This window comes from Hyalangium gracile, from assembly GCF_020103725.1.
Lineage (GTDB): Bacteria > Myxococcota > Myxococcia > Myxococcales > Myxococcaceae > Hyalangium > Hyalangium gracile.
The window spans coordinates 64,285-80,956 of record NZ_JAHXBG010000029.1; the positions used below are offsets into that span (position 1 = coordinate 64,285).

Annotated in this window: 5 protein-coding genes; all 5 read left to right on the plus strand. The window is 70.2% G+C overall.

All coding sequences use genetic code 11. The features are described 5' to 3' along the window. Positions 1-3 precede the first annotated feature (3 nt). The 5 genes from KY572_RS39040 to KY572_RS39060 all read left to right on the plus strand — a co-directional run bounded on the left by KY572_RS39040 (position 4) and on the right by KY572_RS39060 (position 16,599). Positions 4-4,533 (plus strand): non-ribosomal peptide synthetase, encoded by a 4,530-nt coding sequence (locus KY572_RS39040; protein ID WP_224248817.1) that lies wholly within the window; start codon positions 4-6, stop codon positions 4,531-4,533. Between the two features lie 31 nt (positions 4,534-4,564). After that, the gene (locus KY572_RS39045; protein ID WP_224248818.1) at positions 4,565-5,566 is read left to right on the plus strand and encodes a class I SAM-dependent methyltransferase; all 1,002 of its coding nucleotides are present in this window, start codon (positions 4,565-4,567) and stop codon (positions 5,564-5,566) included. After that, entirely contained in the window at positions 5,563-12,948 is a 7,386-nt protein-coding gene (locus KY572_RS39050; RefSeq protein ID WP_224248819.1) for a non-ribosomal peptide synthetase, read from the plus strand. Before KY572_RS39045 ends, KY572_RS39050 begins: the two co-directional genes overlap by 4 nt. Before the next feature lie 19 nt (positions 12,949-12,967). Continuing rightward, positions 12,968-15,520 (plus strand): DUF5916 domain-containing protein, encoded by a 2,553-nt coding sequence (locus tag KY572_RS39055; protein WP_224248820.1) that lies wholly within the window; start codon positions 12,968-12,970, stop codon positions 15,518-15,520. Between the two features lie 74 nt (positions 15,521-15,594). Continuing rightward, positions 15,595-16,599 (plus strand): fatty acid desaturase family protein, encoded by a 1,005-nt coding sequence (locus tag KY572_RS39060; RefSeq protein ID WP_224248821.1) that lies wholly within the window; start codon positions 15,595-15,597, stop codon positions 16,597-16,599. Positions 16,600-16,672 lie beyond the last annotated feature (73 nt).

Below are 16,672 nucleotides of genomic sequence, written 5' to 3' on the forward strand. Positions count from 1 at the left end.
AGCATGGACGTCTACCGGCTCTCTCCCCAACAACAACGACTGTGGCGGCTCCAGCGCCGCGGTGAGCCTTTCCGTGTCGAGGCTCTGATGCGGATCGAAGGGGTGCTCCGCAGGAAGGACCTCGAGCGCTCCCTGGAGCGGCTGGTGGAAAGGCACGAGGTGCTCCGCACGACGTTCCCGGTCCTGCCGGGAAGCACGGAGCCGGTGCAGGCCATCGCTCCACGCGGCGAGGTGGAGTGGGACGTGGTGGATCTGCGCGCGCTCGGGCTGGAAGAACGGGAGCGCCAGGCGCGGGAGCGCTTCGAGCAGGCTTGCACCCGGCCCTTCTCGCTCGACTCCGGCCCCGTGCTGCGCGCGCTGCTCGTCACCTTGGAGGAGCGGCAGCATCTGCTCGGGCTGATCCTCCCGGGGATGCGCGCGGACGCCGCCACCCTGCGCCTCCTCTGTCGGGAGCTTCAGCGTGACCATGCGACTCGCGCGGGAGAGTCTGGCCCCGACTCCGAGCCGCTGCCCTACCTCTCCTTCTCCGAGTGGCAGAGCGAGCTGCTTGCTGAGCGAGCCGAGCCAACGAGCCCTGCCGCGGCGTGGTGGGAGCGGCACTCCCCCACGGCCGCGAGCGTGGCCCTGCCCCTCGAGCGCCGGACCAGCGGGGCGGCGCTCTCCCGCATCCCGCGGCACCATGCCCTCTCGCTACGAGGGGAAGCGCTGGGGGACGCTGCGCGCCGTGCCGGGTGCACGCTGGAAGGGTTCGTGCTCGCCGCGTGGGCGGCGTTGCTCGGCAAGCTCGCGGGTCAGAAGGAGCTCGTCCTCGGCCTGCGGAGCGACGGTCGCGAGCACCCGGAGCTGGCGGAGACGCTGGGGCCGGTGGCGCGTTGGCTGCCACTCCGCTGCAGCGTGGAGCCCGCCCAGCGCATGAGCGAGCTGGCCCGGCAGCTCCAGCAGGCCCGAAGCGAGCTGCTCGAGTGGCAGCGCTACTTCGTCTGGCCCGTTGAGGGTGACGAGCCCGTCGCGGGCCGTGACTATCCGGCCTTCGGCTTCGAGTGGCAGGACGAGAGCTCCGTCGAGCCCACCGCCTCGGAGCTTCGGGTCGAGCTCTGTCGGGCTTTCGTGGACCGCTCCAAGGTGACCCTCGCCTGCGTCCGCACCGGCTCCTCCCTGGGGCTCGGGCTTCAATACGACCCGAGCCTCTTCTCTGGACCGGACATCCTGCACCTGGCGAACCAGCTCGAGGCCCTGCTCGAGCATGCCGCCCGTGAGCCGGATGCCCCAGTGGGCACGCTGGAGACGCTGGGCGCCCGCGAGCGTGAGCGGCTCCTGCGGGACTTCAACGCGACGGACCAGAGCCTCCGGCCACGCTGCATCCACGAGTGGATCTCCGAGCTGGCGGCGCGCTACCCGACTCGCCCGGCGGTGGCCTTCGAGGACGCCTCCCTCACCTACGCGGAGCTCGAGGCCCGGGCCAATCAGCTCGCCCACGCCCTGCGGCGGCGCGGCGTCGGCCCCGAGAAGCGCGTGGGCCTGCTGCTCGACCGCTCGATCGAGATCGTGGTTGGGATGCTCGGCGTGATGAAGGCCGGGGCCGCCTATGTGCCGCTGGATCCCTCGCAGCCCCGCCAGCGGCTGATGTACCTGCTGGACGATCTCCAGGCGCCCGTCCTCCTCACCGAGCGCCGTCGGATCAAGGACGTGCCCGCCCGAGAGGGGTGCGAGGTGCTGTGCCTCGACGCCGGCGAGGCAGCGCTCGCCCAGGAGCCCACGCACGCACCGGAGAGCGGCGTGACTCCCGAACACCCCGCCTACGTCCTGTTCACCTCTGGCTCCACCGGGCGTCCCAAGGGCGTCATCGTGGAGCACCGCCAGCTCCACAACTACACCGCGAGCGTCCTGGAGCGGCTCGACCTTCCAGAGGGCGCCTCCTACGCCACCGTCTCCACCTTCGCGGCGGACCTGGGCAACACGGTCATCTTCCCGGCGCTCTGCACCGGCAGCTGCCTGCACGTCATCTCCTCCGAGCGGGCATCAGACCCGATCGCGCTCGCGGACTACATGCGGCGTCACCCGATCGACGTCCTCAAGATCGTCCCGAGCCACCTGAGGGCCCTGCTGAGCTCCGGAGACACCCGGGCCCTGCTCCCTCGGCGACGACTGATCCTGGGCGGCGAGGCCAGCCCGCGGGCGTGGGTGGAGCAGCTCCAGGCCGCCGCCCCCGAGTGCCGCATCTACAACCACTACGGCCCCACCGAGACGACCGTCGGGGTGATGACGTTCGGCTTCGATCCCGCCCGGCCCTTCGCCGCGGAGACGGCCCTGCCCCTCGCGCGGCCCATCGCCAACACGCGGGTGTACATCCTGGACGCCCGGCTGCGACCGGTGCCGGTAGGCGTGGCCGGTGAGCTCTACATCGGAGGGGCGGCGCTCGCCCGAGGCTACCTGAACCGACCGGACCTGACGGCCCAGGCGTTCATCCCGGACCCATTCAGCCAGGAGCCGGGAGCTCGGCTGTACCGCACTGGCGATCTGGGCCGCCACCTCTCCGATGGCACCCTCGAGCACCTGGGGCGTGCCGACAGTCAGGTGAAGTACCACGGCTACCGGGTGGAGCTCGCGGAGCTGCGTCACGCGCTCACCCAGCACCCGCAGGTCCGCGACGGCGTCGTGCTGCTGAAGAAGGACGCGAACGGGAACGAGGTGCTGGTCGCCTACTACGTCGCCCGCCAGGAGCTGGATCCCGAGCAGCTCCGCGCCTTCCTGGCGGAGCACTTGATCGACGAGGTGCTCCCGAACCTCTACATCCACCTGAAGAAGCTGCCCCTCACCCTCAACGGGAAGATCCACTACGACGCGCTCCCGTCGATCGAGCAGGCGCGGCAGAAGCAGCGCCGGGCCCAGGTTCCCCCGCGCACGCCCGCCGAGGCCACGCTGGCTCGCATCTGGTGCCAGGTGCTCAACGTCGAGGCGGTCGGCGTCCACGACAACTTCTTCGGGCTCGGCGGCGACTCCATCCTCTGCATCCAGGTCATCTCGAAGGCGAACCAGGCCGGGCTGCGGCTCAGCCCCCGACAGCTCTTCCAGCACCAGACGATCGCGGAGCTGGCCAGCGTGGCCTCCGAGGCTCCCGCGGCCCCCACGGCGGTGCAGGAGCCGCTCACCGGTCCCATTCCCCTGACGCCCATCCAGCGGTGGTTCTTCGAGCAGGACGCCTCCGATCCGGACGCCTGGTGCATCCTGGTGCCGCTCGAGGCGCGCCAGCCCATGGACGTCGCGCGGCTCGAGCAGGCCTTGACCGCCCTGCTCCACCGTCACGACGCGCTCCGGCTTCGAGTGGTCCGTGGCCCGTCCGGCTGGGAGGCCTCGATCGCCCCGCCCGAGGCGCCGATGCCGCTCGAGCGGGTGGACCTCTCGGCGGTCCCAGACGCCACGCGGGAGACGGAGGCCCAGCGAGTCGCTCAGAGACTCCAGCGCAGCCTTCACCTGAGCACCGGTCCCCTGGTCGCCGCCGCCTGGCTCGAGTTCGGCCCCCATCGCCCCGCCCGCCTGCTCATCGCCGCGCACCGGCTGGTGATCGATGGCGTGTCCTGGCGCATCCTGTTCGAGCACCTCCAGGCCGCCTATGAGCAGCTCGTGGAGCAGGGCCGCTGCGAGCTGCCCCCGCGCACCAGCTCGCTCAAGACGTGGGTCGAGCAGCTTCAGCGTCACGCGACCTCGCGAGCGAGAGAGGAGCTGCCGCACTGGAGCTCCACAGCCGCGCCGGCCGCCGGCCTCCCCGTGGATCGGAAGGAAGCCACCCTCCCTCTCACGCTCGAGCGCAGCCTCGCCTTCTCGCTGACGCCGGAGGAGAGCCGAGCGCTGCTCCATGACCTGCCAGAGCGGCACCGGTCCGAGATCGGCGAGCTGCTGATCGCCGCGCTCGCGAAGACCTTGTGTGGCTGGTCCGGCCAGCCGCACCTGCAGCTCGACCTGGAGGGCCATGGCCGGGAGGATCTGTTCGATGGGGTGGACCTCTCCCAGACGGTGGGCTGGTTCGCCTCGCTGTACCCGGTCGTGCTCACCCCGGCGCCGAGCCCCGACATGGGAGCAACGGTCAAGGCGGTGAAGGAGCAGCTGCGCGCGGTGCCTCACCGGGGAATCGGCTACGGAGTGCTGCGCTACCTCGGCAACGAGCCCGAGGCGAAGGCGCTGGCGGCGCGTCCACGGTCCGAGGTGCTCTTCCGTTACGTCGGCCAGTACCACCTGGCCAGCCCGTGGCTCACCGTGCAGGATCCCGCCGAGCCCCAGGCCCCGACACGCCAGCACAAGCTGGCCGTCGTCGCGGGGATGGCCGAGGGCCAGCTCCGGGTCACCTGGTTCTTCAGCGAGGCGATGTACCACCGGGCCACGATCGAGGCGCTCGCGAGCCGCCATGCCGAGGTCCTGCGTGCGCTGATCGCTGGAGACGAGGTCACCGCCCAGCCGGCCTACACCCCCTCCGACTTCCCACTGGCAGGCCTCGATCAGCAGAAGCTCGACAAGCTGCTTGCCCGCATCAAGAAGTAGAACCCCGACGCGTCCCAGGAGCCCTCTCCCCATGCCCTCCACACCGCTCAGCGCCGAGCTCTTCAACGGACACCTCGCCGCGGTCGCCATCTCGGCCCTGAACGAGCTGGGCTTCCTGGACGAGCTAGACCGCGCCGGGTCGCTGCACCTGCCTTCCTGGGTGGAGCGGAACAAGCTCCACGCGATGACGGTGGACAGCCTGATGGAGGTCATGGCCCTCTACGAGATCGTCACCCACTCCTCCGATGGGACGACCCGGCCCGGTAAGCACTTCGCGGACATCCTGAGAGCCAAGGGCTACTTCACCTGGCTCACCTCGGGCTACGGCCGACTCTTCCAGAAGCTGAGCAGCACCGTGCCGCTGGCGGGCCGGACGCCGGGCTTCATCGATCGGGACGGCCGGTCCATCGCCCTGGGCGGGAAGGACTACGGGCGGCAGTTCGTGGACGAGCAGTTCGACCATGTCCTCCGGATGCGGGACTTCAAGGTGGTGGCGGACCTGGGCTGCGGCAGCGCGGAGCGGCTCATCGGCATGGTGTCCCGCTACTCCGCCGAGGGCATCGGGGTGGACGTGAACGCCGGCGCGATCGAGCTGGCGGCCAAGGGCATCCAGGATGCGGGCCTCGAGCACCGGATCGGGCTCGTCCTGGGCGACCTGCGGACGCTGGAGCCCTCTCCGAGGCTGGACCGGGTGGATCTGCTCACCAGCTTCTTCAACGGGCACGACCTGTGGCCGCGAGAGGCCTGCCTGGCGGTGCTCGAGCGGCTCAAGCAGGTCTTCCGCAACGTCACCCGGTTCCTGCTGTGCGACACGTACCGCGCGGAGCCATTCACCTCCATCTCCGGAGTCCCCATCTTCACCCTTGGGTTCCATGTCACGCACGCCGTGATGGGCCAGTACATCCCCACCCGAGAGGAGTGGCTGGAGCTGCTGAAGGAAGCGGGCTGGCAGTGCAACGGCATCCATGAGATCGGGATCCCGTACAGCGCCATCTTCGATCTGTCTCCGGTGCGCACGAGCGGTGGGTCATGACGGACGTCCTGCTGGACTTCGTGACGAAGCTGCGCCAGCTCGAGGTGAAGCTGTGGCTCGAGCAGGATCAGCTCCGCTGTAGCGCGCCCAAGGGGGTGCTCACCGGAGAGCTGCGCGCGTCGATCAGCGCTCGGAAGGCCGAGCTGATGGCCCTGCTCCGGGAGGCTCGGGCCTCCACTCGCGAGGCCACCTCCAGCATCCCCAAGGCGCCACGGCCCGCGGAGCTCCCGCTCTCCTTCGCGCAGCAGCGCCTCTGGTTCTTCGACCAGCTCGAGCCGGAGAGCCCCGTCTACAACATCGCCAGCGCCCTGCGGCTTCGGGGCGAGCTCGACGTCCGCGCGCTCGAGGCGGCCTGCACCGGGCTGGTCCATCGGCACGAGGTGCTTCGGACCACGTTTGGCAGCGTCGACGGACGGCCCTTCCAGGTCGTCCACCCGCCGGGTCCCCACCCGCTTCCCGTCATCTCCCTGGAGGAGCACCCGCCACAGGAGCGCGAGGCGGTGGCCCGCCGCATGGCGGAGGAGGAGGCGCGGCGTCCCTTCTCGCTGTCCCGGGGGCCGCTGCTCCGGACCTCCCTGCTGAGGCTGGCCCCGGATCACCACATCCTGCTGACGACGCTGCACCACATCGTCACGGATGCCTGGTCCGACCAGGTGCTCAACCGCGAGCTCGTCACTCTCTACGCCGCGGCGCGAGCCGGCGTTCCCGCGAACCTGCCGGTGCTGCCCATCCAGTACGCGGACTTTGCCGTCTGGCAGCGACAGTGGCTCCAGGGTGAGGTGCTCGAGTCGCAGCTCGACTACTGGCGGAAGCAGCTCGCTGACAGCCCTACCGTCCTCGAGCTGCCCACCGATCGCCCCCGCCCACCGGAGCAGACCTATCGCGGGGATCGGCACAGCTTCGTGCTCCCCGCGGCGCTCACCTCCGCGCTTCGCGCCCTCTCCCAGCGCCAGGACGCCACGCTGGCGATGACGCTGCTGGCGGGCTTCTCGGCGCTGCTCCAGCGCTACACCGGGCAGGAGGACTTCCTGGTCGGCTCACCCATCGCCGGCCGCCGCCATGTCGAGACCGAGGGCCTGCTCGGCTTCTTCGTGAACACGGTGGTGCTGCGCGCCCGCCCTTCGGCCCGCGGGACGTTCCAGCAGCTGCTGGCCGGGATTCGGGAGACCTCGCTGGGTGCGTACGCCCACCAGGACCTCCCGTACGAGACCCTGGTGGAGAAGCTCCAGCACACGCGCGACCTCAGCCGGGGCTCGCTCTTCCAGGTCATGTTCGGCATGGCCACCGGCAACGAGGGCGAAGTCACGCTGCCCGGCCTCACCATCGAGCCGCTGGACACCGTGAGCAAGGTCGCGCACTTCGACCTGATCATCGAGTTCGAGGAGCGCTCGGACGAGCTCATCTGCCGGCTGAAGTACAGCTCGGATCTCTTCGACGCGAGCACCATCGAGCGGATGGGGCGGCACCTGCGACGGCTGTTCGAGTCCGTCGCGGCGGCTCCGGACATCCGTCTGGCGGACATCCCGCTGCTCTCCCCCGAGGAGGAGCGGCAGGTGCTGGTGGACTGGAACGCGACCGAGGCCCACTACCCGGCCGACACGCCCATCCACGAGCTCATCGAGGCGCAGGCGGCCCGGACCCCCGAGGCCCCGGCGGTCATGGTGGCTCGCGCGGAAGGCCACGGCGCCAGCGACCTGCCGCCGCTCACCTACCGCGAGCTCGATGCTCGCTCGAACCAGCTCGCCCGGCACCTCCGGGCGCTGGGCGTCGGCCCGGAGGTCCGGGTGGCGATCTGCTTCCGGCGCTCGCCCGAGGCGCTGGTGGCCATCCTCGCCGTGCTCAAGGCCGGCGGCGTCTACGTCCCGCTCGATCCGCAGTACCCGAGGCAGCGGCTCGCGTTCGTCATCCAGGACACGCAGCCGCTCGTGCTGCTCACCCAGCGCGAGCTGCTCGACGAGCTCCCTCCTCCCGGAGAGGCCCGGGTGGTGTGCCTGGACCAGGAGTGGGAGCACATCTCCCGGGAGAGCACTTCCCGCCTGGAGCGCAACGTCTCCCCGGACAACCTCGTCTACGTCATCTACACGTCCGGCTCGACGGGGCAGCCCAAGGGCGTGATGATCTCCCACCGGGGCCTGCAGATCTCCAACACGGCGCGGCTCCACTACTACCGCGCGACCGCTCGGCGCTACCTCCTGCTGTCGTCGTTCGCCTTCGACAGCTCGGTGGCCGGCATCTTCTGGACGCTGTGCCAGGGCGGACTGCTCGTGCTGCCCGAGCAGGATCTCCAGCAGGACACGGTCGAGCTGGTGCGGTGCATCGACCGGCTGCGCGTCACGCACCTGCTGTGCGTGCCGACCTTCTACCAGCAGCTGGTCGAGGCTGCTCCGCACGGGAAGATGCGCTCGCTGGAGGTGGCGATCGTCGCGGGAGAGACGACTCCCCACGAGCTGATCAACACGCACCTGGAGCGATTCCCCCAGGCGGGCCTCTTCACGGAGTACGGCGCGACCGAGTCCTCTGTCTACACCACCATCTACCGCTATGAGCCGGGCGGGCTCCGTGGGCGCGTGCCCGTGGGCCGGCCGGTGGAGAACAACGAGATCTACGTCCTGGATGCCGGGATGCGCCCGGTGCCCATCGGGGTGAAGGGCGAGATCTACCTGGGCGGACCCGGCGTCGCGCGCGGGTACTACCGGCGCCCCGAGCTGACGGCGAAGAGCTTCGTGCCCCACCCGTTCAGCCGGGAGCCAGGGGCGCGGCTCTACAAGACCGGAGACATGGGCCGCCTGCGCGCGGACGGCGTGCTCGAGTTCCTCGGCCGCATCGATCAGCAGGTGAAGGTCCGTGGGTATCGCATCGAGCTCGAGGAGATCGAGGCGGCACTCGCGCAGCACCCCAGCGTCCAGGCCACGGCGGTCTCGGTCCGCGAGGACATCCCAGGCAACCCACGCCTGGTGGCGTACGTCGTCCCTCGGTCCGACGAGCCGGCCCCTGCCCGGGAAGGCTCGCCCATCGACGAGGCGCAGCTGGACCGCGTCTCCCAGTTCCAGGCGATGTACGACCAGCTCTACGGGCACACCGAGGGGTTCTCGAGCGAGGATCCATCGATCAACCACCGGATCTGGATCGACACCTACGATCACAAGCCCATCCCGCTGGATGTCATCCACGAGGTCGTGGACGACACGGTCCAACGCATCCTCGCGCTGAAGCCACGGCGGGTGCTGGAGATCGGAGTGGGCACGGGGCTGCTGCTCCTGCGCATTGCCTCCAAGACGGAGCGCTACCTGGGCGTGGACTTCTCGGAGACGGCGCTCGACCGGCTGCGCTCGCTGCTGGCGAAGCGTCCGCCCCTTCCCGGGGTCTCGCTGATGCAGGGCGCGGCCCACGAGGTGGACCGGATCCGCGAGGAGCCGTTCGACATCGTCGTCATCAATGAGGTCAGCCAGCACTTCCCCTCCCTGGACTACTGCGTCGCGCTCCTGGAGAAGCTGGTGCCGCTCGTTCGCCCGGGCGGTCGGATCTTCATCGGCGGCGTGCGCCCACTGCCCCTGCTGGAGATGTTCCATGCGACGGTGCAGCTCCACCGCGCCAGCGACGAGGTACGTCGCGAGGAGCTCCAGCGCATCGCGCATGCCTATCTGGCGGGCGACAAGGACCTGTGCATCGACCCGGAGTTCTTCCGGGCCGTGCGCGCGCACATCCCCGCGCTGAGCCAGGTGTGGATGCAGCTGAAGGGCGGGCGCCACCGCAATGAGCTGACCCGCTTCAAGTACGACGTCTTCTTCGAGGTCCAGGGCCCGCGCCAGGCTCCGCTCGAGGTGGAGTGGCTCGACTGGCGGGCTCGGCGGCTCACGCTCGCGGACGTCCGCGCGATGCTCGCCCAGGAGACGCCGGAGACGCTGGCGCTGGCCAACGTGCCCAACGCCCGTCTGTCCCAGGAGGGACAGGCCATGACGCTGCTCGCGTCTCCCAGGGGACCTTCCACGGTCGGAGAGCTGCGGCGGGCACTGGCGGCGCTCCCTCCTTCGCCGGCGGAGGATCCGGAGGACTTCCGGGAGGTCGCCGAGAAGCTGGGCTACGACGTGGTCATCGACTGGGCGGGTGATGGCCGGGATGGCGCGTTCAATGCCGTCTTCCATCGCCGCCCGCGCCGGCACTTCGAGGTGGTTCGCCCGGTGGCTGCTGGAGGCCCCGCCCCCCGCCAGGCCTGGAGCGCGTATGGGAACGATCCGCTCCGGGAACAGTCCCGGCGCGCGCTCGTCCCCACGCTGCGGGACTTCCTCCAGAAGCAGCTGCCGGCCTACATGGTCCCGTCAGCGTTCGTCGTGCTGGATGCCCTGCCGCTCAACCCCAATGGCAAGGTGGACCGCAAGGCGCTCCCGTCGCCGGAGTCGACCCGACAGGGACCGGACGACGGCTTCGTCCCCGCGCGCAACCCGGTGGAGGAGCGCCTGGCCGCCATCTGGGCCCAGGTGCTGCGGCTGGAGCGCGTGGGCATCCACGACAACTTCTTCGATCTGGGCGGTGACTCGATCCTGAGCGTGCAGATCGTCGCTCGGGCGACCCAGGCCGGGCTGCGGCTCGCCGCGCGGCAGATGTTCGCGCACCAGACCATCGCCGAGCTGGCGGCGGTGGTGGGCTCGGCTCCGTCCGCCGCCGCGGAGCCCGAGCTCGTGACGGGGGAAGTGCCGCTGACTCCCGTGCAGCACTGGTACCTGTCCCAGGACCCGGTAGCGCCCCACCACTTCAACCAGGCGGTGATGCTCGTCGCTCGCGAGCCGCTGAACCTCGAGAAGCTCGAGCAGTCCGTGCGCCACATCCTGCGGCACCACGACGCGCTGCGGATGCGCTTCGAGCGGACCGGCACCGGCTGGTCGCAGCGCTGCATGCCTCCCGATGAGCGCGTGGTGCTCGAGAGCTTCGACCTGAGCGGCCTGCCCTCGGAGCAGCGACGCGCCGCGATCGAGGCCACCGCCGCCCGTCTCCAGGAGGGCCTGAGCCTCGAGCAGGGGCCCTTGCTGCGCGTCGCCCGCTTCGTGCCCGGTCCCGGCGAGCCGGAGCGACTCCTGCTGATCGCCCACCACCTGGTGGTGGATGGAATCTCCTGGCGCATCCTCCTGGAGGATCTCCAGACGGCGTACCAGCAGCTGCGGGAGGGGCGAGCACCGCACCTTCCCGACAAGACCACCTCCTATCAGCGCTGGGCGCGACGGCTCGTCCAGTACGCGCGCACCCCCTCGCACGCTCTGGACTTCTGGCGGCAGCTACCGACCTCGGGCACGGCCCGGCTGCCTGTGGACGGCTCCGACCCCAGCCCATCCGCCCGAGCGGTGGGCGCCGCCCGGACGCACACGTGCGCGCTCGGCGCGGAGGAGACTCGCGCGCTCCGGCAAGAGGTGCTCAAGGCATTCCACTGCGAGATCAACGACGTCCTGCTGACCGCGCTGGCGTCCGCGCTCACCGCGTGGACCGGGGAACGCCGCTGGCTCATCGACCTCGAGGGGCACGGTCGCGAGCCGCTCTTCGAGGACGTCGAGCTGTCGCGGACGGTGGGCTGGTTCACCTCGCTGTTCCCCGTGGTGCTCACGCACGAAGGGGACGACCTGCTCGACACGCTCCAGGCCGTGAGGTCCCGCCTGCGGAGCCTGCCGAACCGGGGCATCGACTACGGCATCCTGCGCTACCTGCGCGGGCCCGGAGAGGAGCAGGTCCCCGCGCTCCAGCCGGAGCTCGTCTTCAACTACCTGGGGCAGTTCGACCAGGTCTTCGACAGCAACGCGCTCTTCCGGCCGGCCGATGAGTCCGTGGGGCCGACCATCAGCCCGCTCTCCCACCGCCCGCACCTGCTCGAGGTCAACAGCCTGGAGCATGAGGCACGGCTGCGGGTGAACTGGACGTACAGCCCGGAGCTCCACCGCCCGGAGACCATCGAGCGGCTCGCCGAGCATTTCCTCGAGGCGCTGCGGCGGCTCGTCGCGCTCGCTCGGGCGGGCGGAACCCGACGTCCCACCCCCGCCGACTTCCCGCTCGCCCGCGTCGATCGCGCGGAGCTGGAACGGCTCCTGGCGAACCGTGGTCCCGTGGAGGACCTGTACCCGCTGGCGCTCTCGCAGCAGGAGATGTTCGACGAGACGCGGGCGCGTCCCGGGACGTGGGCCTACTTCATCCAGATCTCCGGGCGCATCTCGGGCGCCTTCTCTCCAGAGGCCTTCGAGCAGGCCTGCCAGCGGGTCATCGAGCGCAATCCGGTGCTGCGCACCGCGGTGGTGTTCGAGGGAGTCCGTGAGCCGCACCAGGTGGTCCAGCGCGAGGCCCGACTGGCCGCCGAGCGAATCGACGCGACGGGCTTCTCACCGGAGCAACGAGACGCGGAGCTGCGACAGCGGCTCGAGCACGGCCAACGTCGCTTCGAGCTGGAACGGGCTCCCCTCATGCGCCTGGAGCTCGTCCAGGTCGCGCCGGAGCGCTTCCACCTCATCTGGAGCACCCACCACGGGATGCTGGACGGATGGTGCATGTCCCTCCTGCTCCACGAGGTCTTCACCCTGTACAAGTCCCTCGCGCGTGGGACGGCGGTGGAGCTGCCCCCCCGCCCACCGTTCCGTGAGCTGCTCCACTGGCTGGCACGCCAGGACCGCTCCAGGGCGGAGGCCTGGTGGCGGCGTGAGCTCTCGGGCCTCGCCCTCCCAGCCCACGTGGAGCCGACGGGAGAGCGCCCCGAGTGGCAGTGGGCCGAGCAGCGTGCCCGTCTGTCGCGGGAGACCACCGAGGCCCTCTCGGGGATGGCACGACGCCACCGGCTCACGCTGAACACCCTGGTCCAGGGCGCCTGGGCCCTGACGCTCGCGCGCGGCCAGAGCCGCCAGGAGGTCTGCTTCGGAGCGACCTCGGTGGTGCGTCCCGCGGAAGTGCCAGGGGTGGAGGAGATCATCGGGCCCTTGCTCAACACGCTCCCCCTGCGCGCACGGCTGGAGCCCCAGGCGCCGGCCACCGACTGGCTCAGGGCACTGCAGGCGCGCCAGCAGGAGCAGCGCCCGTTCGAGCACGTTGCCCTCTCCACCCTGCGCCGCTGGATCGGCGCGCCGGAGGGGGCGCCCCTGTTCGACAGCATCGTCCGCTTCCAGAACTACCCGACGCAGTTCGCCCTCGAGCAGCTCGAGCTCGGGTTCAAGTTCGACCGGATGAGGGTGGTCGATCGCTGGCCCTACCCGCTCGCGCTGGTCGTGGTCCCGGGCGAGCGGCTGGGGATCGAGCTGAGCCACCGGCTCGATCGCGTCGGCCCCGAGCAGGCCCGGCTCCTGCTGGAGCAGTTCCGGCGGCTCCTCACGAAGCTGGCGGAAGCGCCGGAGCAGCGGCTCGCCGCGCTGATGGAGGTATAGTCCGCCCATTCCTCGACACATGCTCCACACAGCCACGGTGACACTGGCCGTTACCCTCGCCCTGCTCTCGCCGCGCATCGCCGGCGCGAGCGAGGGCGACGGGGCGCTCCAGGCAGGCCGGGCCACGGAGCGGATCGACATCAACGGGGTGTGGGACGAGCCCGCGTGGGCCAGTGCCCTCCCCTTCGACGGCTTCGTCCAGATCTTCCCCTCCGAGGGTGGAGCGCCCACCGAACGGACGGAGGTGCGCGTCCTGTACGACGATCGCAACCTCTATGTGGCGTTCACCTGCTTCGACTCGCAGCCCGACCAGCTCAACCGGAACCTCGGGCGGCGGGACAGCCCGCCCCCGTCGGACAGCGTCGAGGTGGTCATCGACTCGGCGGCCGATCGCCGTACCGCCTACACCTTCGGAGTGAACGCGGGCGGAGTGCTCTTCGACTCGCTGGTGCAGGACAACGGCACCACGTCCACCGAGTGGGACGCGGTCTGGGATGCCGCGGTCCAGGTACGCCCCGACGGCTGGTCCGCGGAGCTTCGCATCCCGCTGCACATCCTCCGCTTCTCCAAGGCCACTCTTCAGAAGTGGGGCTTCCTCGCCCGGCGGCGCCTGGCGCGCACCAACGAGGTCATCACCTCCGCCCTGGTGCCCCGGACTGGCAGCGGTCAGGTCTCCCGCATCGGCACGCTCGAAGGCCTGAGGGACCTCACCCCACGGCCATACGTGGAGCTCAGCCCGTACCTGGCCGCCCGCACCGCGCTCCAGCCGCAGTTCTCCGACCCGAGCCGGCCCGATCCGCGCCTGCTCAACCCCGCGCTCGACGTCGGGCTGGACCTGCAGATGGCGCTCTCCAGCGAGCTGGTGCTGACCGCCACGGTCCACCCCGACTTCGGCCAGGTCGAGGCGGACGAGCTGATCCTCACCCTGGCCAACGCCGAGCCCTACTTCCCGGAGAAGCGTCCCTTCTTCGCCCAGGGGCTGGAGCTCTTCCAGCCGCCGCCCAGCGGCAACGGCGCCATCCTGGCGCAGCAGTTCTTCTACTCACGCCGCATCGGCCTGACGACGCCCATCCTGGGAGCAGCCAAGGTGGCCTGGTCGGTGACGCCGGAGCTCGACGTGGCGTTGCTGGACGCCTACGTCCTCGGCGCGCAGGCGCCGGAGTTCGATGAAGCCACGCCGGACCGTCGCTTCCGGCTGGGACTGCTCCACTTCGGCCCCGCGAACGCGCTGCCGCGGACGCCTCAGATTCCCCAGAACTTCCTGGTGGCGGTCTCTCGCTGGCGGCCTCGGGAGGACGTGACGCTCGGAGGCCGGGTGGCCATGGCCACGCCCTTCGCCGGCGCGTGCAGCGAGGAAGACGCCGCGCTCTCCGAGGAGGAACAGCCGCTCGGCTGCCTGGCGCAGGGGGGCAACACGGGAGCCATCGAGTGGGAGCTGCGGAGCCCCGACTCCGACTGGGGACTGTCCGGCCAGCTCCTGGGCTCGCAGACGGTGGGCGGGCCTCCCCTGCGGCTCCTGGCCGACGGCACCGCCCTGTCTCGCGGCGCCACCGGCCTTGGCGCCTACGTCACGGCGGGCAAGTTCGGCGGAGAGCCTTTCCGGTTCGACGTCACCTACCGCTACAACGCCCCCACCCTCGAGCTCAACGCCATCGGCTACCTGCCCTACCAGAACGAGCACGTGGGAGCCGTGCACCTGCGCTACACGCGACCGAGCGGCTTCGGCCTGCTCCACGCCTTCGACCTCTACTCGGTGGCCTACGGGACGTGGACCGCGGACGGCCAGGGCATCGACCGGAATCGCCGACTGGCCGTGGGGAGCGCGGCGGTCATCCCAGGCTTCCACGAGCTCACACTGGAGCTGGGCACCCTCGACCCGCGCTTCGACACGCGGGAGATCCCCGGCACGGGCATCGCGTACCAGCGCGTGGGCTTCCACTACCTCAACCTGCTCCTCCAGACGAACCCGCACCGGCCCCTGTCCTTCTTCATGGACGGAGTGCTCAAGTACGCCCCCAACGCCGCGTCGCCGAGCGGGGAGCAGGGCTGGGTGGCGGACGCGGGGCTCACCTACCGCCCCAACAGCCGCTTCGAGTCGAAGCTCTCGGTCAGCGCGGAGCTGACGCCCAACGAGCCGCGCTGGGTGGACCAGGTGGAGGACGAGCTCATCTTCGGCGCGCTCACGGCTCGGAGCCTGTCGCTGATCCTCCGGCTGCAGTGGGTGCTCACGCCTCGGCTGACGCTGCAGACCTACGCGCAGCACTTCAGCGAGCTGGGCCGGTACGACCGCTTCTTCCGAGGAACCCCGGGCGCAGGCTCGCACATCCGGCTGTCGGAGCTCACCCCAGTGGACTACGGGGGCTCGGTGGACTTCCACGGCTCCGCGCTGAACCTGAACCTGGTGCTGCGCTGGGAGTACCGGCTCGGGTCGCTCCTCTACTTCGTCTACACCCGCTCGCAGGAGCAGGCACCTGGGGGGGCCCTCCCCCGGACGGTGCTCCCTTCGGGCCTGCCGAGCGGCCCGACGTCCGATGCCGTGATGGTGAAGTGGTCCTACTTCTGGAGCAGCTGAGGCTCTAAAATGGGGAGCGTCGGGAGACCCCGACTGGAGCAAGCAGGCGAGCAGCCCTCCGCGGAGCCAGTGGCATGCAAGACGGAACGCAAGAGGAGGCTCATCTCGCGGCGGGAGGTGCGGCGGCCCTAGATGAGGTCGCCGAGCCCCCTCGCTCGGCCGGGCTGCGGCCTCGCGACCTCATCACTCGCAGCAACCTTCGCGGCGCGGTGGCCCTCTTCGGCGACTGGTTCCTGATCATCAGCGCCGCCGCCTTCAGCATCTGGGCGGACCACATCCTCGCCTACCTCTTCTCCGTCTGCGTGATCGGCACCATCCAGTTCTCCCTGCGAGAGACGGTGCTGCACGAGGCCGTGCACTACAACCTGTTCCGGACCCGCGTCCTGAACGAGTGGTCCCAGGTCCTCCACGCGTGGCCGTTCTTCTACGACGTGAACGAGTACCGGAGAGCCCACTTCGCGCACCACCGGGACCTCATGGGCCCGGGGGACCCCATCCCCGACGCGTACTACCGGGCCGGCTACCAGAACCGGAAGCGCGGGCTCTGGTGGCTCTGGGGGCTCCGGCCGCTGCTGGGCTACGCCGGGCTGACCTACATCGTCCAGTTCGCCAGGCCGACGCCCATCCGCATCCTCACGCTCATCGCGATGCTGGCCGGCGCATGGGGGCTGGGCCGCGTGGAGGGGCTGAAGATCCTGGGCCTGTACTGGTTCGTGCCCCTGCTGACGATCAACGCCTGCCACGACCACTGGTTCGGCATCACCGACCATCTCCACGTCAGCAGGTCCCGGTCGCGCTCCTACACCAGCTGGCTGTGGAACTTCTTCCATCACGGGATCGGCTACCACCAGGTGCACCACATGTACCCGGCGATCCCCTGGTACAACCTCAAGAAGGCCCACGAGGCGTTCTGCCCCCCGGATGCCGAGCTCTCCAGGAACCTGCTCGAGACCTACCGGCAGATCACGTCGCCGGAAGGGGCACTGCCGATCCGTCCCGAGAACCCGACTCGGGGCTTCCTCAAGAAGGCGATGGACGTGATGAACTGGTACCCGTCGCGCTCGGAGCAGCCCCGCTAACCTGTTTCAGGGAAGTCTCGTAAGAGACAAGCGTGTGATGAGGAAGAAGGCACACTCCGCCTTCACCCCATCG

Excerpts from the sequence above, each read along its gene's own strand:
- KY572_RS39040 (WP_224248817.1), top strand. The coding sequence starts at position 4 with ATGGACGTCTACCGGCTCTCTCCCCAACAACAACGACTGTGGCGGCTC.
- KY572_RS39045 (WP_224248818.1), top strand. The coding sequence starts at position 4,565 with ATGCCCTCCACACCGCTCAGCGCCGAGCTCTTCAACGGACACCTCGCC.
- KY572_RS39050 (WP_224248819.1), top strand. The coding sequence starts at position 5,563 with ATGACGGACGTCCTGCTGGACTTCGTGACGAAGCTGCGCCAGCTCGAG.
- KY572_RS39055 (WP_224248820.1), top strand. The coding sequence starts at position 12,968 with ATGCTCCACACAGCCACGGTGACACTGGCCGTTACCCTCGCCCTGCTC.
- KY572_RS39060 (WP_224248821.1), top strand. The coding sequence starts at position 15,595 with ATGCAAGACGGAACGCAAGAGGAGGCTCATCTCGCGGCGGGAGGTGCG.